18 protein-coding genes and 1 pseudogene are annotated in these 21448 nt (G+C 64.7%); 5 read left to right on the forward strand and 14 right to left on the reverse strand.

The features are described from left to right. The 4 genes from ACFXGJ_RS07350 to ACFXGJ_RS07365 all read right to left on the reverse strand — a co-directional run. The coding region (locus ACFXGJ_RS07350) for an MspA family porin (protein ID WP_378617693.1) at positions 1 to 626 on the reverse strand (626 nt) is incomplete at its 3' end. A gap of 155 nt (positions 627 to 781) precedes the next feature. Next, a complete protein-coding gene (locus tag ACFXGJ_RS07355) occupies positions 782 to 1441 on the reverse strand; it encodes a TetR/AcrR family transcriptional regulator (RefSeq protein WP_378617694.1) in 660 nt (219 codons plus the stop codon). Positions 1442 to 1555: 114 nt separating this feature from the next. Then, positions 1556 to 3034, reverse strand: a complete 1479-nt coding sequence (locus ACFXGJ_RS07360; protein WP_378617695.1) for an MFS transporter — start codon at positions 3032 to 3034, stop codon at positions 1556 to 1558. A 106-nt stretch (positions 3035 to 3140) separates the two neighbouring features. Continuing rightward, the gene (locus ACFXGJ_RS07365; RefSeq protein WP_378617696.1) at positions 3141 to 4343 is read right to left on the reverse strand and encodes a DUF1214 domain-containing protein; all 1203 of its coding nucleotides are present in this window, start codon (positions 4341 to 4343) and stop codon (positions 3141 to 3143) included. 281 nt (positions 4344 to 4624) lie between these two features. Here ACFXGJ_RS07365 and ACFXGJ_RS07370 point away from each other — a divergent pair, with 281 nt between their 5' ends. The 4 genes from ACFXGJ_RS07370 (at position 4625) to ACFXGJ_RS07385 (ending at position 8290) form a co-directional block, all read left to right on the forward strand. Further along, positions 4625 to 4978, forward strand: coding sequence for a YidH family protein (locus ACFXGJ_RS07370; protein ID WP_378617697.1), 354 nt, complete (start codon positions 4625 to 4627; stop codon positions 4976 to 4978). Then, the gene (locus tag ACFXGJ_RS07375; protein ID WP_378617698.1) at positions 4975 to 5295 is read left to right on the forward strand and encodes a DUF202 domain-containing protein; all 321 of its coding nucleotides are present in this window, start codon (positions 4975 to 4977) and stop codon (positions 5293 to 5295) included. Before ACFXGJ_RS07370 ends, ACFXGJ_RS07375 begins: the two co-directional genes overlap by 4 nt. 296 nt (positions 5296 to 5591) lie before the next feature. Continuing rightward, the gene (locus ACFXGJ_RS07380) at positions 5592 to 6476 is read left to right on the forward strand and encodes an SGNH/GDSL hydrolase family protein (RefSeq protein WP_378617699.1); all 885 of its coding nucleotides are present in this window, start codon (positions 5592 to 5594) and stop codon (positions 6474 to 6476) included. A 1184-nt stretch (positions 6477 to 7660) separates the two neighbouring features. After that, on the forward strand, positions 7661 to 8290 hold the full coding sequence (locus ACFXGJ_RS07385; protein ID WP_378617700.1) for a hypothetical protein: 630 nt from the start codon (positions 7661 to 7663) through the stop codon (positions 8288 to 8290). 7 nt (positions 8291 to 8297) lie between these two features. Here ACFXGJ_RS07385 and ACFXGJ_RS07390 read toward each other — a convergent pair whose 3' ends face one another. The 8 genes and pseudogenes from ACFXGJ_RS07390 to ACFXGJ_RS07425 all read right to left on the reverse strand — a co-directional run bounded on the left by ACFXGJ_RS07390 (position 8298) and on the right by ACFXGJ_RS07425 (position 17986). Continuing rightward, positions 8298 to 8840 (reverse strand): hypothetical protein, encoded by a 543-nt coding sequence (locus ACFXGJ_RS07390; protein WP_378617701.1) that lies wholly within the window; start codon positions 8838 to 8840, stop codon positions 8298 to 8300. 241 nt (positions 8841 to 9081) lie between these two features. Beyond that, the gene (locus ACFXGJ_RS07395; RefSeq protein WP_378617702.1) at positions 9082 to 9474 is read right to left on the reverse strand and encodes a hypothetical protein; all 393 of its coding nucleotides are present in this window, start codon (positions 9472 to 9474) and stop codon (positions 9082 to 9084) included. Positions 9475 to 9914: 440 nt separating this feature from the next. Continuing rightward, the gene (locus ACFXGJ_RS07400) at positions 9915 to 10763 is read right to left on the reverse strand and encodes a class I SAM-dependent methyltransferase (protein ID WP_378617703.1); all 849 of its coding nucleotides are present in this window, start codon (positions 10761 to 10763) and stop codon (positions 9915 to 9917) included. 555 nt (positions 10764 to 11318) lie between these two features. Continuing rightward, a complete protein-coding gene (locus ACFXGJ_RS07405) occupies positions 11319 to 11543 on the reverse strand; it encodes a hypothetical protein (RefSeq protein ID WP_378617704.1) in 225 nt (74 codons plus the stop codon). 31 nt (positions 11544 to 11574) lie between these two features. Next, a complete protein-coding gene (locus tag ACFXGJ_RS07410; protein ID WP_378617705.1) occupies positions 11575 to 12021 on the reverse strand; it encodes a TIGR03618 family F420-dependent PPOX class oxidoreductase in 447 nt (148 codons plus the stop codon). A gap of 851 nt (positions 12022 to 12872) precedes the next feature. After that, positions 12873 to 15170, reverse strand: coding sequence for an arylsulfatase (locus tag ACFXGJ_RS07415; RefSeq protein ID WP_378617731.1), 2298 nt, complete (start codon positions 15168 to 15170; stop codon positions 12873 to 12875). A gap of 618 nt (positions 15171 to 15788) precedes the next feature. Continuing rightward, positions 15789 to 17008 (reverse strand): annotated as a pseudogene (locus tag ACFXGJ_RS07420) (IS3 family transposase). Positions 17009 to 17128: 120 nt separating this feature from the next. Further along, positions 17129 to 17986 (reverse strand): potassium channel family protein, encoded by an 858-nt coding sequence (locus ACFXGJ_RS07425; RefSeq protein WP_378617732.1) that lies wholly within the window; start codon positions 17984 to 17986, stop codon positions 17129 to 17131. Between the two features lie 477 nt (positions 17987 to 18463). Here ACFXGJ_RS07425 and ACFXGJ_RS07430 point away from each other — a divergent pair, with 477 nt between their 5' ends. After that, positions 18464 to 18871: a hypothetical protein gene (locus ACFXGJ_RS07430; RefSeq protein WP_378617706.1), complete on the forward strand. Its 408-nt coding sequence runs from the start codon at positions 18464 to 18466 to the stop codon at positions 18869 to 18871. 362 nt (positions 18872 to 19233) lie between these two features. On the opposite strand, the gene ACFXGJ_RS07435 is transcribed toward ACFXGJ_RS07430, so the two are convergent. Together ACFXGJ_RS07435 and ACFXGJ_RS07440 are read right to left on the reverse strand one after the other, a co-directional pair. Beyond that, a complete protein-coding gene (locus ACFXGJ_RS07435) occupies positions 19234 to 19743 on the reverse strand; it encodes a hypothetical protein (RefSeq protein WP_378617707.1) in 510 nt (169 codons plus the stop codon). 545 nt (positions 19744 to 20288) lie between these two features. Then, complete coding sequence (locus ACFXGJ_RS07440; RefSeq protein WP_378617708.1) at positions 20289 to 20669, reverse strand: nuclear transport factor 2 family protein; 381 nt, start codon at positions 20667 to 20669, stop codon at positions 20289 to 20291. Between the last annotated feature and the right edge of the window lie 779 nt (positions 20670 to 21448).

Below are 21448 nucleotides of genomic sequence, written 5' to 3' on the forward strand. Positions count from 1 at the left end.
TAGTTGTCGCCGACGATCTCGACGACGGTGTAGGACCGCGCCTGGGCGTAGCCGCCGCAGTTCTGGATCTCGAGCTGGGTGTCCTGGTACTGGACCGAGTACTTGCCGTTCTTCTTGATGTCCTTGCCCGCGACGTTCACGAACTTGACCTGTCCGGCCGCGACCGGGACGGTCAGCGAGGCGTTCATCGACGGGCCGTTCAGATCGATGCCGCCGCCGATCGAGCCGCCGAGGCCGGTGATGTCGACCTGGCAACCCACGATGTAGCCGGTGCTGATCCGCGAAACCCCGTGCGTGGACGAGTTGTTCGTGCCGGGGACGTTGGTCTGTCCGTTGAACGGACCCGCCTCGCCCTCCTTCGTGATCGACGAGACGTCCGCGGTGACGGTGCCCGACACCCACGCGGTGCGGCCTGCGCCGTTGGCGGCCAGCGAGGGCGAGATCAGGGCGCTCTCGCCGGTCCGCGCAACCACGACCCCGGGGGTGGCCTTGGATCCGTCCGGCAACGGCACGAAGGTGTCAGCACTCGCGGCGCCCGTCGACATCAGGCCGATCGTGACGGCGGCAGCTGCGCCGAGGCCTGCGATGCGGGCGCCACGGCGCGAGGGGGAGTCGTTCGAGTTCATGGGTTCCTTCTCGAGGGTGGGTGGAGTTCTGGGCTTCGACAATGCACAAGCGTTCGCCGAAGAGGCTTGGCCACAAGGGCGGCCAAGCGAATTGTGTTGCGATCGTTCTGTCGTCAGGTCGAACTGACGACTGCCACCCCGAGGTGACTAGTAGTTCACTCCGTAGCGCTGAATGATGTGGCGATGAGTGCGGCCATCCGGGTGAGGGCAGTGACCTCGTCCGGATCGACCAGCCGCTTTTGTGCTTCTGCGCGGCAGGCGACGCCGAAGAATGCGTCGAAAATGATCTCGGCCGCGGTCTGAGCGTTCTTCGGGTTGTCCTCGCCGCGGAGGTCGGTGATTGCGGAGACCAGTGGCTGCAGGAGCTGCTCGCGCATCGCTGCGAGTTCGGTGGGGAACATCGTCTCCCACCGGTACGTGTGGAGCAGGATTGCTCGATACCCCTGCAGCACATCCTGGGTATAGGGGACGACGACGGCTCGAACCCATGCATCGACACGCTCGAGCGGTGTGCTCGCCGATGACATTCGTTCGACGACGTAGCTGGTTTTCGTGGTGGTGCCATCTTGCAGCACGGCGATGATCAGCTCTTCCTTCGAGTTGAAGAGCCGGTAGAACGCGCGAGTTGCCAGACCCGCGCGCTCGAGAATCGCAGTGACAGGGGGATCCACTTGACCGGTTTCGGCGATGAGGCTGCTGCAAGCGCGAATGAGGCGTTGCGCTTCCGTGAGGTATTCGTCGCGCTGCCGATCGAACAGCCGATCGACGGCGGCAGTGGCGATGGGGTTCACAGCCTCTTGGTCTGCGGAAGTCACCTTGTCTGTCCTCATAGTCGTGGTGAGATTGCCGTTCTCGAATTCGAGGATAGCCATATCGATGCGGTCCGAGGAGCGGCTCGAATTGTCGGTAGGGCTCTCGCTCGACGATGCTCAGTGCGTTACGGCACCCCCTGTGGCGGGGGCCCGGCCGTGTCGCATCTTTATCGCGACTGCGAGGCCCGCGAGACCGACCACCGCTGCGAGGATGAAGGAATGCTGGAACGCCGTGTCCGAGTAGGTGATTCGTCCGGTGGTGGGGTTTTGGCGCGCGATGTTCTGTGCCATGACGACGCTGAGGACTGTCACCGCGATCGCATTGCCGAGCTGGGCGACCACCCCGAGCATGGCCGCGCCGACGGCACTCTGCTCGGCAGGCACGGCATCCATCACCAGGTTCGGTCCGGACGCGTAGTAAAGCCCCATTCCGATGCCGAAGACCGCGGAGATCACCATTATCTGCCAACGTTGTTCGGGCAGCGCAGCAGCGGCTACGAGGCCCGTGATCATCGCGCAGACGGCACCGATGAGTGTCAGCCGGGCGCCTCTCCGGCGCGCAACGGCGCCGCCGAGAGGCCCGCAGACCATGGTCAGCAAGCCGCTGGGAAAGGTCCACAACGCGAGCGCTGTCGCCGTCAGCCCCACGCCGTACGTGATCCCGACCTGGGCCGGGGTCTGCAGCATCTGCGGCATGAGCAGCCCGTACCCGGCAATCATGAACCCGATGAACAGGTACGCCACCAGTGTGGAACGCAGCGCACCGCTGGCCAGCAGCCTGAGGTCGATGGCCGGAGCAGACACGCGCAGCTCCCAGACGACGAACGCGGCGAGCAGCCCGGCGGCGCCCAGCAGCGTCCCGAGCGTTCCGCTGCTGGCCCAGCCCCATTTCGGTCCCTGACTGATACCGACCAGGGCCAGTCCGACGCCGGAGCCGAGCAACGTGACTCCGAGCAGATCCAATCGCTGATGAAGTCGCAGCGAGGTCTCGGGTACGAGCACCGCCACCACCGGGATCAGCAACACGGCGTAGCCGAGCATGAACCAGAACAACGATTGCCAACCGTGGTTGTCGATGAACCAGCCGGCGACAAACGGCGACGCCAGCGCGCTGACGCCGATTCCCGCGGCCACGGTACCGAGTGCGACCGGGACCCAGCGACGCGGGAAGGTGTCGCGGACCAACGCGTAGGACACCGCGACCATCCCGCCCGCGGTTCCCTGGAGTGCCCGGCCCGCCAGCAGCATCGGGAACGAGTCCGCTGTCGCGCAGATCAGGGAGCCGATGGAGAAGAGCGCCGCGAGGATCAGCATCACTCGCTTCTTGCCGTAGGTGTCGGCGAGCTTGCCGACCAGCGGCAGGCTGATCACGGCGACCAAACTCACCATCGTCAGGACCCAGCCGAGGTGCAGTGTTCGGAAATCCTGGGTCATGTGTGGAATTGCTGGATAGACCAAGGTGATCTCCATCGGCGCGAGCTCAGATATCAGCACGATGAGCGCGAGCGCCGCACCGTACCGCCAGCGCTGCCGCCGACTCAGCGGCGGATCTTCGCCGGGTTGTGGGGGAGGTCTGTTGGTCGTGGTCTCGGTCATGTTGATCTCGATCCAGTAAGGCGGACCCGAATAACCCGATCTGTCAGGGGCGTGTAGGTTCGCGCAGTTCTTCGGTGTGGGAGGGGTATCCCGGCGGCAGTCGGTATTAGTGGCTGTTGCGCAAATGCGCGGAACGGCGGCGGAGCCGAATCTGCTCCGTGCGTTCGGCGGGGGTCACGGTCGGCGTTTCCGAGGGCAGGTACTTACGGACGTCCGCGAGGGGCACGAGCCTCATGGTCGGGTTCGGGACGCTTTCGGTAAGCAGCAGGCGGCCGTTGACGGTGCCGTGGGTGTGACCGCCGGTGTCCAGCCAGTTCGGAACCCCGGGATCTCGGTGGGAAATGACCGCGCGGAAGACGCCGTCCTCGTCGAGCCGGGCCTGGGCGTGATTGAGAGAGGACTGGCGAGAGAACCAGTTGACCGTCTCCCAGTACCAATTCCCCGTACCGAAGCTCCAGTAGTGGCACTGCGGCGGCTCGAACTCCAGAATCACGGCTTCGTCCGGCGCGCACCGGAAACTGCCCATGCCGTATGCCTGATTCTGGAAGCCGCCCCACGCACTCTCGCTGAGTGGAGTGAATTCCAGGGAATTGGCGGGAGCCGTGAGAGACAGTTTGCACATGTTGTCCCAATAGGATCCGGCCTTGTCCAGCCAGCGAACTAGCCGCTCGGCACGCGCCGCGACATCGGCCTCCGACAGTGGGGCGGGCGGGGGGTAGACGGCGTCCACGGCCTCGATCACGAGGTTGGCCGGGCGCTCGGTTGCCCAGTCGCTGAACACCTGTCGCACACACAGCGAGCCCGCCTCGGCGTCGATCGCCAGCCAGTTTCCGGTGTAGCCGGCCGGGCGTTCGGGACCGAGGAGCAACTCGAACTCCCCGTCACTTCCGGCCGACAGGGTGCGACTGTCGATGTTGGAGTTGATCCGGTAGTCGGGTGCCTCGCAGAAGTGCGGGGAGTGGACCTGAATGTCGAAGTAGTGGGCGGTTCCCCGGTCGCCGTGGATCCGGTAGGTGCGGTCACCGCTGACCGCGGCGAGCGTGTAGATCACGTCGGGGTTGTCGATACCCCAGCTGCACGTGGTGTCGGCCCACCTGCCGAACTCCGGATAGCTCGGATCGGCCAGTTCCATGCTCAGAAGGGCGCCCGCCGCGAGGTACCTGGTTGCGAACCGCAAGCCCTCAGCCCGTAGGAGGGGCGTGTCGGTATCCGGGTCGTCGAAAACCACCGTGCGGCCGAACCCGCGCCACGCCTCGCTCAGCTGGTCGAGCAAGGCGCCTGAACGCACCGACTCCACGCGTTCCGTCATGTTTCTTCCTCCGTGTTGCTGCACATTCCTGGTCGGGAAGTCGGACCGGTGATTCACGAGGCAGACCACCCAGGACCGCTCGGTACCTCCGAGCGCAAATGCCATACTCAAACCTGAAAACGTCATTGTCAACCCCTGCGATTCGCCGTCGCGGGATGGATGGGAACGTCCCGCGGTCTCGACGAATCCATCGCGATGGGGTCGGTCAGGGCAATCAAGGCCGCAATCAACAGCCAGGTAGAAGCCCGTTTTTCTCGGGCCACAGAGGGAAGGATCTCGCGGTGTCAGAGCCAGAAGCAGGTGTCGAGGAGCGTGAGCCGGACTACCGATTCACCCTGGCGAACGAGCGAACGTTCCTGGCGTGGATTCGCACAGCACTCGGCCTCCTGGCCGGCGGCGTGGCCGTCGACCAACTCGCGGCCTCGGCTGCCAATGGGTCGGCGCGCATCGCCGTCTCCCTGACCTGCATCGGCCTCTCGACCGCTCTCGCAAGCGGCGCGTATTCACGTTGGCGGTCGATACAGCGGGCGATGCGTCGTGATGAGTCACTGCCCAGCTTCGGACTCATCCGGATCCTGGCCGTGGGGACGATTGTCATAGCGGTCCTGGCCGGCTCCGCGATCGTGTTCTCATGAGCGCGCACGGACAGAGGGACCCGGGTCTGCAGGCGGAGCGAACATCACTGGCCTGGAGGCGAACTGCGTTGTCCGCCACGGCTGTCACGGCGATAGTCGCGCATCAGGCCGTCGGCCGAGACTGGGGTCTCGCGGTTGTGTCACCCGTGATCGCAGCCTGCGCGACGTCGATCATTGTGATCGTCAGCCTGGTCAAGGCGCGCCAGATACGTGGAGGGCGCATCCGGGCGAGCGCGCGGGCAACCAGCATTGTGTCCGCATCGATTTCCTGCTGTGCCCTATTCGTCGGACTTGTGGGTGCCGGAGTACCTCACTGAAACCGCGGCAGCGGAGCCGGAGGCTCTGCTCGACAGGTTCAGCCAGCGCACTTCGCCCGGGAGTGGGCGCCCCCACCGGCCTTCCTTCCCGCCGGTGACCATCGCCGCCCCTGTCGGGCCGAACGGGCAAGTCGACGGTCCTGACGAGGGAACCACACCCCGGCCTGATGTGCGTCCCGTACCCTCGGTCGCGGTCCGGTGAAAATGCGGTTTTCACAGCGATCGGCGATACGCAGCGCGAGTGGCCTTGCGACCGCCGATCGCGCAACCGACACACAACAAGGCGGGAGAACGCTATGAGGCTCAAGGCTGGAGTTCGACGATTCGTGGCGACGGCGGCGGCCCTGGCCGCCGTCACGGGCGTCGCGTCGGGTGCCACCGCATCCGCATCCGCGCCGGCCGATCACGCGCCCGGTCTCGAGTACGTCAATCTCGGCGACAGCTTCAGCGCCGGGTCGGGCGTCTTCCCGATCGTGCCCGACCAAGAGCCTAAGTGCTGGCAGTCGCAGCGGGACTTCTCGCACGTCGTGGCCGCGCAGCTCGGGTACCGGCTCACCGACGTGAGCTGCGGGGGTGCGACGACGGAGGACTTCTACGGTGCCCAGCACGACGGCATGCGGCCCCAGCTCGAAGCGCTCACGCCGACGACCGAACTGGTCAGCCTGATGATCGGCGGCAACAACAACGGCACCTTCGCGGGCGCGATGGCGACCTGCATCCGCGCGATGGCCACGCACCCCGGCGCGTTCGAACCCTGCCGGGCCCAGTACGGGACCAGCCTCACCGATCCGATCGTCGACAAGACCTACCCCGCGCTGGTCACCGCGCTGCGTGACATCCATGCCAAGTCGCCGCGCGCCCACGTCGTCATCGTCGGCTACCCGTGGGTGTTGCCCGCGAGCGGCGGCTGTTTTCCCCAGATGCCGGTGGCCGAGGGCGACGTCCGATACCTGCGTGACATGCAGGCCATGCTGAACGACGCCGTCGAACGTGCCGCCGCGGAGACCGGCTCGACCTTCGTTGACATGTCGCAGGTCTCCGATGGTCACGACGCCTGCAAGCCGGTCGGACAGCGCTGGGTCGAGCCGATGCTCAACACCACGCAGCCGATTCCGGTGCACCCGAATGCGGATGGTGAACGCGCACTCGCGGATCGGGTCATCGCGGCAATCGGGCGATAGTGCGCCGCGACCGGTGAATCTCGGTCGGGGCGGCTTGGCGTTGAAGCGGCTCGCTGGAGGCCGTGCCGCCGGTGGGCGCGCGGTGGTTCTTCGACCCGAGCGTGTTTCGTGCGGGACTGTTCGACCCGCGTGGCGGCGGACGTAGTCAACCACTCGCGGGCTCTCTCTCGACGAACACGACCGAGCACCTCATCGCCGGCATCGAGGCGCTGCGTGAGCACCTTGGAATCGATAGGTGGATGGTCGCCGGTGTGTCCTGTGTCACTCTCGGGCTGGCTTACGTGCAGTCCCATCCAGGTTGGGTGATCGGGATGGCGTTGGGCGCCATCACCTCCGGCAGTGGTAAGCCGTCTCGATGTTTCGCAACATGTCGTTCTCGCCAGTTCGGATCAAGTCGGCTGAGCCACGGCAACGAGAACGCCGCGGAGAAGTGGTCATCGCTCTTTTCCATGGAGGCGGTTTCTGTCTCGTGTGCTCCGGCATCACGCTTGGCTAGGGGCTGCTGAGCCCACGGTGTCTGGGCAGGTTCCAGGCTGTCCGAAGTGTCACATCTCTAGGGTTCGCGGCCCGTCACCGCAGGCGACGGCAAGCACATGCCCGCTCGGTGGTGTGCCCTCGACTAACTGCCTACACCAGTTGGGAATTCGGCTCGTACCCGAACGAACACGCACGGGGCGAACTCTAGACCGCTTCGGAATCCAGCCAGTCGAAGGATGTTGCCACTGCCTTCTCGTCGGTTCGAGCCCTCCCACGAGTACGCGCGGTAGTACGACGCCTCCAGTGGCGTGGTGATCGCCAGCACCTGCGCGTGACGGGCCGCCGCCTCCGAGGTGCACTCGGAGGCGACGAGGAACTAACCGGCGTCAGCAGAGACCGGCCCCGTCGACGGAATTGCGCGTCGGAAGAGCGTCCGCCGCGGCCTCGAAGACTCGAGGGAGATCGACTCGTCCGGCAGGCTCGCCCATTGCGACCGCAACCCTTCGTTGAGCGCCAGAAGTTCGAGAACCACTTGCCGCGCATCGGTTTCCGGCTCGAGTTCACCGCTGGAGATGCCACGCTCGACAACCGGAACGAGGGCCTCGAGGATCCTGGCCAGATTGCTCCGGAACCATCTGGATCGACGGCACGCTCTACACCGAATGCCTGCCACAGCGTTGCGTCGCATTCAGCGCCTCACCCGGGACATGAACGAGGACGACAAGGTTCGTGCCCAGCAACTGCGTGCGCTCAGGGCCCCGTACGCGTTCGTGCCGCTCGGCGCGAAGCCGCGGGACGGAACCCAGCGCTTCCGGGGGCCGGCGGTGTGGCTGGCACGGATCCGCAGCCCCTTGTCTCCGCGATCGATGAGACTTGGCTACGAGCATCCGACCGTGCAATGCGACCGCCGCCGTCCGGATGACCCCTGCGCCTGCTGCAAGTCGGTGACGCTCACCAACGAGGACCAGTCGCAGATCCGAATGCCGTTCCCGCGCGGGAGCCGTCGGTGGTTCGCGTCCTACTACCGCCGAATGGGTATCGAATCGGCGTTCGGCGGTCTGAAAAGCTATGTGCTGCACCTGCGCCGCGGGTACTTCCGGATCTTTGGCCTCACCGCGCACCGACTGCTGCTCGAGTTCACCCTGGCTGCGATGAATGTGGTGACCTTGCGGTCTAGGCACCTCGAACGCGACCTGCCCGACCCCTGGGGACAGCTACTTGGGGAACCCGATCCTCGGCACACCACTTCGCGTCGGCGAGGTTCTCGCTCGACGGGCGTCACGTCGGGCGAGGGCCGAGGGGAACGAGAGTCCGCATCAGCGCACCAACCGATCTGACACGTGGTCACCACTCCAGCGTCTCACTGCCCACTCGAACGCGGCCGAAGAACCTTTTCTCTACGTCGGACCCGTTGCGGTTGTAGCCGTTCATGATTTCCGCGAGCTCGCCGGCGAGGGCTCGTAGCGAAGCGCTGACGGTCTCAACACCATCTTCGCCGTCCCATCCCCAATCCCTGGGGACGTCACGAATCGTGATGTCGATACTGGCATCATGCGGCGTCTCGACGGTGAAGCTGATCCCTGGAGGGGCATCGCCGATTGGGTCCTTGACGGCAACCTGTTCCGATGTTGTAGCCGCCGGGAACGTCACTCGCGCAAGCGCAATGTCTTCGCGGATCATGTCTGCGATTCGCGACAGACCGGCATGCCGGCCGATCCGATCGTGGCGCGCACCGTATGTACGGTCACCGTAGTCGTACTGGGTGCGCGACTTGTTCAGGACTCTCTCGAGCATTCTTTCTGCTGCTGCCCGTTCACTGTCTCCAGTGCGTGGGTGCTCAATCAGAGCTCGCAGGCGCATGATGCGAAGGCTCACGTTGTTGGCCACCCACGCAGGGTATCGCGCACCATCTTCTGTGTACTCAGACCGGATTCCGCGGGTCATACGTGCTTCAACTGGCACTGATCGCAGGCCCGGTGGGTGTCCTGTGACCGATCGCTGAACAGGACGGCTGGCGGCACTCTGAGAGTCATAGATGGTCGTGCGAGAGCTGGTGAGGGAATGCCGGCCACGGTGCTCATGGCGAACCGTGAAGTGCCCAACCGATTACGGTTGGGCACTTCACGTGTCAGGACGATCCCAGCGTCCCTGGGAGTAGCCCGGGCGGGGTCGGGACCGGATTGATGGTGTGCAAGTTCTGCGAGAACGGGACCCGCATCACCTGATGGGTCTGTCGCCACGGATCGAGCTGAAAGCAGTCGAGCGGAAGCGGGCCGGTCACCGCCTCGGGGTGGCTGTAGCAGTAGATGTCGCTAGTGCCGAACGGACTGAGCAGGTTCGAATTGTTGTCCCACGACCTGCTGGGCTCCCACGGCAGTTTGAACCACCTCGTGTTCAGCTCGTACCCGGGCGGCGGAACGTACGCCTCCGCCGCACTCGCCTGCGGCGCCGCTACGCCCGCGCCGAGCGCCGCGAGTCCGACGGCTACTGCGCCAGCTCGGACGAGAAATGAGCGCTTCATTCAGATCTACCCCCTGTGAAAGAAACGGACAGTCTGGATATCCGCTGGGGCAGGCGCATCGTTACTGCAGTTGCCGCGAGGGCGTTCGAACTCTCGGGTTCCGCTTCTGCCGGCCGTCCTGTTTGACGACCCTCCAGCAGGACAGATTTCCTCCGTCACAAGAACGTTGGAGAACTCTCGAGGTTTCAGTGCCGCGAGAACGCACGGGAGGGCTGGATGGACTGATGGACGTGGATGGAAGGGTGTTCACCTATGGCGGAGCATGCTGGGCTGCGTGCCGATTGGATAGGTTGACCAGTTGGTAATCCCACTTTGGGAGGGCGCCAAATCACACAGATTGCGTTGCGCCCTGTCGGCGTGGTTCATCGGGTACGTCGTCTATCGCTTGGTGACCGACGATTCGAACTATTGACGAACCAGGCCGGCAGAGCAACGGGCGATTACTTGTGAGTCAATCGGACGACGGCACTGTAGGGCTGCTGGCCGGGCGCCCAGGGATCGGGTTGCTGAGCGGCGAGGTCTTCATGAGGAACGGGCGGCGAGAGCCGGTTGAATCGAGCTGCGCCCACGACGATTGATTCGAGGTAGGTCGCATTCCATCCGAGTTCCTCGAAGAACGTGACGCCATTGGCGGGCAGGAATGTCCACGGTGCCCGCCGCAGCAGGCCCTCGTTACGGTCGGCCATCAGTTGAGCCACTCCGGCTGTGCTGAAGTCGAGGCACCATCCGATGATCTCGGGGCGCGTCAACACCATGGACAAGGCGACTACGTCGGCCTCGTCCAGGTACATCACCAGCCCCTCTGAGATCACCAAAGCTCTTGCAGCATCGGTGAGTACCGAGTCGAGACACGCTGTCATAGCGCCGGGGTCGGTGACATCGACCGCGGTCCGAACCAGGCGGCACCGGGGTGTCTCCTCGGCGAGTAGTGCGGACTTTTCGGCGACGAGATCGGGCAGGTCGACTTCGATCCAAACCAGGTCGGTCGGCAATTCCATCCGGTAGGGCCGTGTATCGAGGCCGGCGCCTAGATTGAGTACCAGATTGCATCCGGCGGCGACGGCCGCGGCCACCTGGTCGTCGATGAGTTTGGTGCGGGTCACGAGGAACCAGTCATCGGCCATCCCCTGCCCGGCAGCCTCCGCGATCGCGCGGCCGCGCTCTCCGGCGAGCCGGTCGGCCAGTGGGTCGCGGAACAACGCATCCGGGCGCGCGGATTCCATGGCGCGATGCGCGGCCACCCATCGCGCGGTGTCCGAAACGTTGGAAACCAGCGGTTGTGAAGACATTTAACCCAGCTCCTTTGGCCCGCCCTTGCATCTACAGGTTACCTCTACATTTATAGAGGGTGGCACGCGGGCAGGCACGCGGTGTGGGCGATGTCACCCGCCAATCCCATGTGCAGGCAATCGAATTCGCAGGCAGACCAACTCTCGACGATCGTCTGCCGACCGCAAGAAGACGCAGGTGAACCGCGCGATAGTCGGCATTACAGGGCATTCGCCGGACACTCTCGGACGTTCGGACGTTCGGACGTTCGGACGTTCGGACGTTCGGACGTTCGGACATTCGGATTCTCCGTCGCTGGTTCGTCGAGCGGTGCGGACTGAGGTTCCCCCCGGATGGCGGACACGGGGCGAAGCAGCTTCAAGGCGGACGGGCTCCTTGTGGCCCGGTTCGACCACTGGGACAGCCGAGCCGGCGCCAGGCCGTCGACGAGACTCTGGGGTGGATGGAGGACGAGATCATTGGGCGTTGGTGTGCCCGGTTGATTGAGGTTCGATGGTTTAGCCGACTCGCTCGAAGCGAATGGCACGCCATTCTCTCGATTGAGTCGAACGTTCTCACTTGGGGCAGATTTGTCTGTCGCCGGTGATTCTGGCGTTCGCGGGGGTCGGCAAAGAAGTAGAGAGAAAACCGACCGTTTGATCCGGCTCGCGGCTTCGGCGCATGATGGTGATTGCCGGGATTCGGAGCGGCTGTCCGGCGCGGCGACCGGGAAAGAGTCGGCGGGAGTTCGGATTCGTCGCGGTGCGCACGTTCGTGCGTTGGTCGATCAGCTCGAGCACAGACGTCCGCCGGGCGGCGGGGGCCATCCGCTCAGGTCGGGTTCGAGTAGACCCGAGTGGGAGAGACGAACACGGCAGTGCGATGCTCCTCACGCATCGCACGGTCGTAGGTGGCCCAGTCGTCGTGGGTCCCCCCTGCTGCGCTGAAGATGTCGCGAAGCATGAGCCGGAGCCGTTCGGTGTCCACCTCGGGGTGGGGGTCGTCGGGTCCGATCAGCTGGGCACGGCCTTCGACGGCGACCCATTGCCAGCCGGCACGGACGACGACGGCGATCGTGGGGTCATGGCGCAGATGGGCGAGCTTGCGGGTGCCGCCCACGGCGACGAACGCGACCACCTGCTCACCGGTGGTCGGATGGGCGAGGATGCCGGCGTTGACGACCGCGATGTGCGGGGTGTGGTCGGCGCGGACGGTGACGACGACACTGAGGCCGTGGTCGAGCGACACCAGTTCCGCAAACTGCTCTAGGTCGGTCACTTTCGCCTCCGGTGGATCGATGAATCATCCTTCCTGCCGCCCGTCGCTGGTCGACGTCCAGCCCACCGTGCTAGTTCTGCGCGGCGTTGAGGGATGTGGCTCTTCAAGTGAACGCCCGGCCGATCCGCGGCACAACCCCGGTCACGGCGGCAACCGGAGCTGGTGAATGATGCCGTGGCGCAGATATTGAGGATGAAGACGGCTGCTCGCAAGGATTTCCGGCCGTCTCGACGCGGCGGAGCGCTCCCGCTTTGGGCGGATGCTGCTCGTCGATCCGGGCACTCGGTGCAGCGAGTTCGACGGGCTCGAGGGCGTCGTGTGAGGGCATTCGCGTTTGCAATGACGCTTTGTTTCCGCGAGTGTGCCGCGCGGTTGAAGGTGGCATACGGGGCGTCGCCCCGATCTCGACGCCCCGTGTTCACCAAGCCCCCACAATTGACTCGCGATCGTCGGCGCGGCGCCGATACGCGGCCATCACCGATCAAAGGCAGCGATCGAGAAGAGATGGCGCGTGGATGGATGGATGGAGGGGTGTTCACCTATGGCGAGCCGTACTGCCCAGGATGCGGATTGGGTAGGTTGACCAGTTGGTAATCACACTTAGCGAGGGCCGTTAATCACACGGGAATCTGGATGCGTTCCAGCTTTCACCAACGACGAGGTGTGCCGGGCGATTGCCAGCGGTCCCGCTGAGCCCTACGTGTGGATCGACGTGGCGCGGTATGGGCGGCCCAGCGACGCCGCACTGTCACGGTCGCCGGCCTGCGTCCGACGGTCGAGCGGTCTGGAAGCACGCCGCGGCCCCGGGAAGTCGAGTTTTCCGGGGCCGCTTCGTGTTCGGGTCGCGCTGCCTACTGCTTGATCATCGCGAATTTGAAACGTTCGTCCGCCGAGATCAGGTGGTCCTGGTCGTCGTCGCCGATGTCGATCTGGACCCAGTTCAGGTCGCCGGTGAACTCGTTGTACCTGGCCTTGTACTCCTCGGAAACGGGCGAGCCGCAGTCCTGACCGACGTCGAGGGTCTCGTCCATTGAGAAGGTGAATCGCACCGACGATTCGATGTGCCCTTCGCCGACCTTGGTTCCGTCGACGTAGAGGGCGATCTTGCCGCCCTTGCCGATACCGCCACCGTCGTAAGCGAACTCGGAACGCACCTGGTGGGTGCCCGGGGTGAGTGCGTCGTCGCCGCCGACGTAGTCGTAGCGCGCGCCGAGCATGTTGTAGCAGAACCGCGGCCGCCCGTCCTTGAGGTAGAGCGCCCAGCCGCCGCCCTCGCCGCCCTGGGAGATCAGCACGCCCTCCGCTGGGTCTCCTTCGGGGATCCCGATCTCGGCGGTCACGTAGAACGACTTGTTCTTGATGTTGATCGCCGCGTTCTCCTGAATGCGGCGCATCCGTCCGTCGAAGAACTGTGTCGTGGACGTGACCGGGGTCGGCCGGCCCGCGATCTCTGAGTTGAACCGCTCGAAGAAGCGCCCGTCGAGCGGGAACACGTGATGGATCGCCGCCTGGATGTCCCAGATCCGCTTGAGCTCCGCCAGCTTGTCGGGCTGTTCCGCGGCGAGGTCGCGTGCCTGGGTCCAGTCGGTGCTGGTGTCGTACAGCTCCCACCTGTCGGCCATGACGCTGGTGGTCGCGCCGGCAGGATCCCACGGCGTGCGGTGTTTGGTCACCGCCGTCCAGCCCTTGTGGTAAATGCCGCGGTTGCAGGCCATCTCGAAGTACTGCGACTCGTGCCGCTCGGCCGCATCGGCATCGTCGAAGCTGTAGGCCATCGAGACACCATGCATGCGCTCCTGCATCACGCCGTTCACGAAGTCCGGCTCCGGGATGCCCGCCACCTCGAGGATGGTCGGCGCGACGTCGATGACATGGGCGAACTGCTGCCGGATCTCGCCTCTCGCCGCGATCTTCGCCGGCCAGTGCACCACGGTGCCGTTGCGGGTGCCGCCGAAGTGCGACGCGACCTGCTTGGTCCACTGGTACGGCGTGCACATCGCGTGCGCCCAGCCGACCGCATAGTGGTTGTGCGCCCTGGGGGAACCGAGATCGTCGATGTGCTCGATCAGATAGTCCGGCTGCTGCCACGGACCCGGCTCGACGAGCATCGACTCGTTGGTGGTGCCGATCAGCGATCCCTCGGCGGACGCGCCGTTGTCGCCGATGATGTAGTAGATCAGGGTGTCGTCGAGGATGCCCATGTCCTCGAGTGCGTCGATGACGCGGCCGGTGTGGTGGTCCGCGTACTCGAGGAACGCTGCGTACACCTCCATCTGGCGGCGCATGACCGGCTTGAGGGCCTCGTCCATGTCGTCCCAGGCCGGGATCTCCGCCGGCCTGGCGGTGAGTTCGGCGTCGGCCGGGATCAGCCCGAGCTCCTTCTGCCGGGCGAAGGTCCGTTCGCGCTGGGCGTCCCAGCCATCGTCGAACTTGCCCTTGTATTTCTCGATCCACTCCTGCGGCACGTGGTGCGGTGCGTGGGTGGCGCCGGGCGCGAAGTACATGAAGAAGGGCTTGTCCGGCGCGGTCGACTTCTGCTGCCGCAGATAGGAGATCGCGTGGTCCGCGAGGTCGGGCATCAGGTGATAGCCCTCCTCCGGGGTACCCCACGGGTCGATCGGGGTGGTGCCCTCGTACAGCGACGGGTACCACTGGTTGTTCTCGCCGCCGATGAAGCCGTAGAAGTACTCGAACCCGCCACCGGGATGGGGCCAGTGGTCGAACGGGCCGGTCGGGCCGGACTCGAACACCGGTACCTCGTGGCACTTGCCGATCTGCGCGGTCGAATAGCCGTTGAGCTTGAGGGTCTCCGCGAGCGGCGCACACGTGTTGGGTCGCTGCGAGTTGTAGCCCGGCGCCGACGTCGCCATCTCGGTGATCGCACCCATCCCAACGGCGTGGTGGTTGCGGCCCGACAGCAGGGCCGCACGCGTCGGCGAGCACAGCGCGGTGGTGTGGAAACGGTTGTACTTCAACCCCTGCGACGCCAGCCGTTCCGCCGTCGGCGTCGCGCATGGGCCACCGAACGTCGTCGACGCCCCGAACCCGACGTCGTCAAGCATGATCACCAGGACGTTCGGCGCACCCTCCGGCGGGCGAAGCGGCTCGATCGGGTCGAACGTGCTGTCCGGGTCGGTCGCCTCGTACATGGGGGTGACCGCCTTGCGGATGTCGGGAATCGGCAAACTCGTCCGCCGGATCGCTTCGCTCACGGTGCTCCTCCTCGTCGGGTGTTCGGCGGCGTTTCGCCGGCACCGAACTCGACGCTAGGCACTGGTCAGGCGCCGCGCCTCACCCGCGGCGGGCGACTACTACCTGGGCTCCTCCACTCGTCCGTCTGGATTTGACTGGACGGATGGAGAGATAGGGAAGAGAGCTCGTTGGCTGAGAATGCCACTCGCGGCGCGCATTGGTGAACCCAAACTGGCTTCATGGGTGAACACCCTTGGAATGGAGGGGTGTTCACCAATGCCGGTTCGTTCTGGGCTGCATGCGGATTGGATAGATTGACCAGTCGGTAATCACACTTAAGGACTGCTCCAAATCACACAGATTTGGAGCAGTTCCAGTGGCGGTTGGGCGGTTGCGGTCAGCTGACGTCGAGTGGCCGGCCGGACGGGTATCTCAGCCCCGCCGAGGATCGATGTGTCTCGTTTTGTTTCTCACCGATTGCGCGCGAACGCCTCGTGCTCCGCTTGGCGCAACCCGGCCAGCGCTCGGGCGATGAGAGATATTGGGACTGCTGCACGGATAGGTGACAGGTTCGGTCACGCAACCTGACTGGCTGACGTGGCCATGATGGTCTCGCATTCGACGGGGGTCAACCTGCCGAGACGGGTCTGGCGCCGCCGGCGGTGGTAGGTGCGTTCGATCCAGGTGGCGATCTCGATCCGGAGCTCGTCACGCGTCGCCAAGGGCCGGCGGTCGAGGACGTTCTTCTGCAGCAGCGCGAGAACGATTCCATCGCGGCGTTGTCGCCGCAGGCCCCGACCCGGCCCATCGATCCGGCCGTCGCATGCCATCCGAGAGTGTGGACGAATCTCCTTGAACGAAACTGCGATCCGCGGTCGCTGTGCACCACGCAGCCGGCCACCTGATCCCCGGCCGCAGCCCGGCGGGCGACGGCAGGAGTCGAGAGCGTCGACGGCGAGACGGGCCTTCATTCTCGAGTCGATCGAGTAGCCGACGATCCGATTCGAGAACACGTCCTTGACGGCGCACAGGTAGGGCTTGCCCTCGCCGGTGTGATGCTCGGTGATGGCGTTGAGCCACAACATGTTCGGGGCCTCTGCGGCGAACTCTCGGGCGACCAGATCGTCATGGACCGGCGGGCCGGAGTGGATGTTCTTGGTGCCGTGCTTCTTCCCGAACAAGCTCCACCACTTGTTCTCCGAACAGATTCGCCACCCGGTGCGCAACGCCATCTTCTGGCTAGCTTCGGCGGCCTCGTCGACGAGGAACCGGTATCCGAACTCCGGGTCGTCACGGTCGGCGCAGAACAGCGCGTTCGCCCGGTACGCCTCGTCGAGTTCGGCGCAGAACAGCGCGTTCGCCCGGTACGCCTCGTCGAGTTCGGCGGCGGCCACCGGGGCGGCCAGCCAGCCGTAGTAGGGCTGGCGAGCGATCTTCAATACGCGGCACGTCACCGCGACGGGGATCCCGTCAGCGGCCAGCTCACGAACGACCGGGTACCTCATTTTCCCGGCAGGTTCGCCTGCGACAGATACGCCGCGGCCCGGCGCAGGACCTCGTTCTCCTGCTCGAGCAGTCGGATCCGCTTCCGCGCCTCGCGTAGCTCGGCGTTCTCGCTGGCGGTGGTTCCGGGCTTGATGCCGTCCTCGACGTCGGCGGCCTTCATCCAGCTGGCCAGGCAGGACTCGCTGACCCCGAAGTCAGCGGCGATCTGCTTCAGCTGCTGATCGAGCTCTCGGTTCCGGGCCACACGGTCGACGTCGTCGCGGAACTCCTTGGGGTGCGGCTTCGGCACGGGGTACATCCTTCCAGCAGTGCCTCCTGGCACCACAGATCAGATGTCATCTATCCGTGCAGCAGTCCCGCCGCTGATATTTCAACGCGTAGCGGTCCTGCCTCGGCGCTACAGCTGATGTCACGTTTCGATGCAGTGACCCGGAATGGGCTGATGTTCTCCGACTTCCAAAACTGGGCCATGCCCACATTCGCACCAGCCCGCACTGATGCCCATTGTCTGGGTGGCGGAACTTGCTGTCGAACGTGTGCCCAGGTCGAGCCGAATCGTCCCGTTCTCACCCTGCAGCTCTACCCGCAGCTGCCTGATCTCCGCCGTGAGCGCTGAGATCTGCTCACGCGTCGCGACCTGACTCGCTTCGTCCTCTTCACCGATTCGTTGGACGAGCCACGACGCAAGAATTGCCGTGACGACGCCCAGCAGTGCGATCCCTGCGATCATCAGCCCAACTGCGATCATCCGCCCGGTCTCAGTGACTGGCGCGTAGTCGCCGTATCCGACTGTGGTGACCGTCTCGACCGACCACCACAACGCGTTTGGGTAGGTCGTGATGACGGCATCCGGAGCGCCACGCTCAGCGTCGAGCATCGCGAGCGAGGAGACCAGAATCAGCAGCACTGTCGAGCCGATCGCGTAGGTGACGACCTTCCCCCGCAGCGCTGTGCCGACGGAGCGCTGGAGCACGCCGAGGAGTGTGACGAGCCGCAGCAGGCGTAGCGGCCGCAGCATAGGGAGTGCCACCATCGCGAGCTCGTGGAGGTGGCGTAGCAGCCAGTGCCCGCGCCGCTCGGCGAGTGTGAGCCGCACGACGAAGTCGACGGCGAACAAGCCCCACGTGAGGGTCATTACCGCGCTCGCGCCTCGTGCGGTCGGGCCAACGGGCTGTGCGAGAACGGAGAACGAATACGCGGCCAGGAATACGAGGGATGCAACGATCAAGGGCCACTCGGTACGTCGCTGCCAATTCTCGGCGTTCATCACCATGCAGGTATCCATACCAGTCGCGGCGGGGCGAATCCGGACGGCCTGCGCCGAGCCAGGATGCCTGCGCAGGCTTCTGGTCGAGATCGGATTCCCACCGGAAGGCCAAATGTTCGTCCCACATGGCGTTCGTCAAACATGAGACCCGTACTCACGCGGGTTCGTTGCGATGACGAGTGCGGTGGAGCGAAGGGGCGGCAGCTCGCTGGCGCGCAGAGCATCGAGCACGTGCGCTTCATGCGCTCCGATCGGAGTCGGAGGTTCGTCCACATTCCACCATTGCAGGACCGCGGTTTTCTCTTGCTCCCGCAGCCGTGGCTCATTAGTTACAAGCCATGTGTGAATGCCACCGCCTCGGTTCGGGTGACCACCAACGGGCGCGCCTCAGGTCGCCTACCGTGGCTGTCTATGGGGCATAAATGGGGGCGGATCGCGGCGGCGGCATCTGTTGGAGCGCTGATCTTGACGAGCTGCGTGACCAACACGGACGTGCCGGCAACCTTCGCCGCCACAGTGACTGTCACGGGCCAAGCAGACCGGGCATCGGCTGCATCCGGCGAGTGCACCATCGGAACGGCTCGTGTCGCCCCGGGCGACCAAGTGGTCATCCTCGGAGACAGCGGTGCTGCATACGCATCGTCGGCACTGGAGGCCGGGTCCATCAACGAGAGGCCCGATGGCACGGGTGTATGCACCTACACGTCGCCTTTCGATGCCGTCCCCGCGAACCAGAGAAACTACGTCATCTGGATGAACAACTTCACGGAGCAGTCCTTCACGTCCGACGAACTCAAGAACGGTGCCACCTACCGCCTGTGCAGCTCCGCACCCACCGACAGCAGCCATGTCGCAGTTGGACGGGACAGCGGCTGCGCACCCTGACGTGGCCATCTCGGGGGGCCTTCAAACGATCCCCGGTTCCGAGATCATGTAAGCCTTCCCCTGACGCTGGGCGGTCGTTTGCTCTGGACGCTGTGGGTCGGCCAGAACCTGTGTGCCAGTGGGCCGCCCCGGTTGTGAAAGGGGAGACCGGTCGTACTGGATGGATCGCGCTGCCACTTCTGAGGCTCCTCCCGATCGGGAGTGCATGACCGCTGCTTCGGCGGCCAGGTCGGTGATCCGCTTCACGGGCAGCGAGGCAGATCGAATCCTGATACTCATGCTTCCAGAATCGGGACGATGAGCCGTCTGCCACCCTGTGCCCACATCCTGGACCTACCGGGTAGCAACGACGATGGTCAGCCTCACCGACAACCGCCGTCTAGCCCCGGAAGCGCGGTCAAGACGCTGCAAACGTGGAGGTGGGACAGCTTCCACTCGTTGTCGGAACGCACGAAAGGAATCGGCCCCACCGGATACGGGGCCATGCCATCGACGTAGCCCTGCCCACTCGCATTGACACGGTCCGGTCCGCCGGGTTCCACGGTGGTGAACTGGATGTATTGGGGCATGGGTTGTGCACCCCAGGACCGTGCAATCCGCAAGGTCTGATCGCTGGGACCGTCCAAGAGTCGTGAACGGTCCTCCTCGCGTATCGAGTAGTCGGTCGTGGCGTTGTAGAGCGTGGTCAGTTGCTCGGCAGTGGGAACGAGATCGGTGATCGGCGCCGGTGGCGGTGCGAACTGTGTCGACTGGACGAGAACGGTCGGAGCAGCCGATTTGTGGTCATCGACGGGTGAACAGGCGCATGCGACGGCGATCGCGACAAGAGCACCGGCACGCCTCGCGGCATTCCTCACCATGACAGTGTGCACCGAGAAGAGGAGAGAGCCTCTGGAGAGAGAATGGAGGGGTGTTCACCAATGGTGGGTCACTCTGGGCTGCATGCGGATTGGATAGGTTGACCAGTTGGTGATCACACTCACCGGGCCTCTGATTACATAAAATTGGAATGATTCCAGCGGTGATTGAAGGTCAGTCACGGGTCAACCGCCTGGCTGCCGGGCACGGTCTCGTCCGCCAGACGTTGCCGCGCATGTCATCCTGCGCTGCCAGCCTCCCGCACTCGGAAGAGCTCGGACCTGCACTCGCGCAAGCATTTCCGCAGTCGCTGCGTGAATCTCCACCGCCGACTGAAATCTGAGCCATCCGGCCATCCGACCCATGTGGAAATCGAGGCCGACGCAGACCTCGGCCTCCCCGCGGAAAGGGCTCGGCCATAGCGTCCTAGATCATCGACCACGCCCCTGTCAGCGTGAGAAGCACCTCCAGCGCCGGTCGGAAACTCGCAGACCCCGGACACGCCCGGCCTGCCGGCGAGGGGGCTTGCCTGCGACGCCGCCCGTGCTGCTCATGCCCTTCATTCCATTCGTTCGACCCATTGAGCCCGAGACGGCCCCGGTTCGAACGCCTCGCTGAAGTACTGCGTCTCGCGGACCACCTCACCGTCCTCGAATTCCATAATGCTGACCACGTAGAACGGTTGCCCGTCATACGTCAGGACGAGTTCGCTGATCCAAAGATCGCCGCCACCAAGCATGCGTCGCACGGTGAAGCGTTTCGTGCTTGGCTGTGCGACGCGCGTCGCCTCGATGCTGGCTCGACCAGGGATGCGCTCACCGGATTGCGGATACTCGAGAACTGCATCAGCTCGGTAGATTTGGTGCTCTGTCGCAAAGTCGTTGGCGTCGGAGGCGGCCCAGTGGCGCCGCAGAGCGGCCCGCACATCGTCATCATCCATGGCCATCTTTCCCCGGCGGACGCAACGACGCTCCGCCATTGGGCGTGCCCCCGATGCAGATGTCGATCCCGCACCGCAACGTTCTCCGAACTGGCTGGTATTGCCAGCATGGTGGGTGATAATCGGGGATCACGCTGTTGTCGGTGATCGGGTGGCACAGCGCCTGCACGCAAACGATGAACCTGCACTGGCATCCTTCACCGAGATCCATCGCAAGTGTAGCGTTTGGATCTGGCGGCGCACATCGTCTTGACAGCTCGTCCTGATTTTTCGCGCGGCGTTCGATGACTTCGAGATCCTCGGCCCCTGCACCTCGAACGCGACCTGCCCGACCCCTGGGGCAGGTACTCGGGGAACCCGATCCGCGGCACACCACTTCGCGGAGGCGAGGTTCTCGTCGAGGGGCGTCACGTCGGGCGATGGCCGACGGGAACGGCCTCTAGCTACCGCGCTCCGCACTGGGACCGAAGGCCCCAGGGTGGCCCACCCAAGTTCTGCAGACGGCGGGTCGTCGGCGTAGACCCGAAAATTCGGCCGGAAATGCCCGGATTCTGTCGCTGGCAGGTTGATAGGTGAACCTGTTCGGTGCTGATGGGTGAACACCCTATGGAGAGGTGTTGACCAATGGCGGAGCGTGGTGGGCCGCATGTGGATTGGATAGGTTGACCGGTCGGTAATCACACTTCGGGAAGGCTTCAAATCACACAAATCTGGATCAGTTCCAGTGATGGTTGGCGCGTGGCCCACGGACCAGTCGCCCTGCCTCATCGGTGCTGCGC

Origin of the sequence: Rhodococcus sp. NPDC059234, from assembly GCF_042754225.1 — a bacterium.
Classification (GTDB): domain Bacteria; phylum Actinomycetota; class Actinomycetes; order Mycobacteriales; family Mycobacteriaceae; genus Rhodococcus_G.

What these genes read in the sequence shown, in the direction of transcription:
- ACFXGJ_RS07360 (WP_378617695.1), bottom strand. Translation starts at nt 3,034, where the DNA reads ATGACCGAGACCACGACCAACAGACCTCCCCCACAACCCGGCGAAGAT.
- ACFXGJ_RS07365 (WP_378617696.1), bottom strand. Translation starts at nt 4,343, where the DNA reads ATGACGGAACGCGTGGAGTCGGTGCGTTCAGGCGCCTTGCTCGACCAG.
- ACFXGJ_RS07375 (WP_378617698.1), top strand. Translation starts at nt 4,975, where the DNA reads ATGAGCGCGCACGGACAGAGGGACCCGGGTCTGCAGGCGGAGCGAACA.
- ACFXGJ_RS07380 (WP_378617699.1), top strand. Translation starts at nt 5,592, where the DNA reads ATGAGGCTCAAGGCTGGAGTTCGACGATTCGTGGCGACGGCGGCGGCC.
- ACFXGJ_RS07385 (WP_378617700.1), top strand. Translation starts at nt 7,661, where the DNA reads ATGAACGAGGACGACAAGGTTCGTGCCCAGCAACTGCGTGCGCTCAGG.
- ACFXGJ_RS07395 (WP_378617702.1), bottom strand. Translation starts at nt 9,474, where the DNA reads ATGAAGCGCTCATTTCTCGTCCGAGCTGGCGCAGTAGCCGTCGGACTC.
- ACFXGJ_RS07400 (WP_378617703.1), bottom strand. Translation starts at nt 10,763, where the DNA reads ATGTCTTCACAACCGCTGGTTTCCAACGTTTCGGACACCGCGCGATGG.
- ACFXGJ_RS07415 (WP_378617731.1), bottom strand. Translation starts at nt 15,170, where the DNA reads ATGTACGAGGCGACCGACCCGGACAGCACGTTCGACCCGATCGAGCCG.
- ACFXGJ_RS07425 (WP_378617732.1), bottom strand. Translation starts at nt 17,986, where the DNA reads ATGAACGCCGAGAATTGGCAGCGACGTACCGAGTGGCCCTTGATCGTT.
- ACFXGJ_RS07440 (WP_378617708.1), bottom strand. Translation starts at nt 20,669, where the DNA reads ATGGATGATGACGATGTGCGGGCCGCTCTGCGGCGCCACTGGGCCGCC.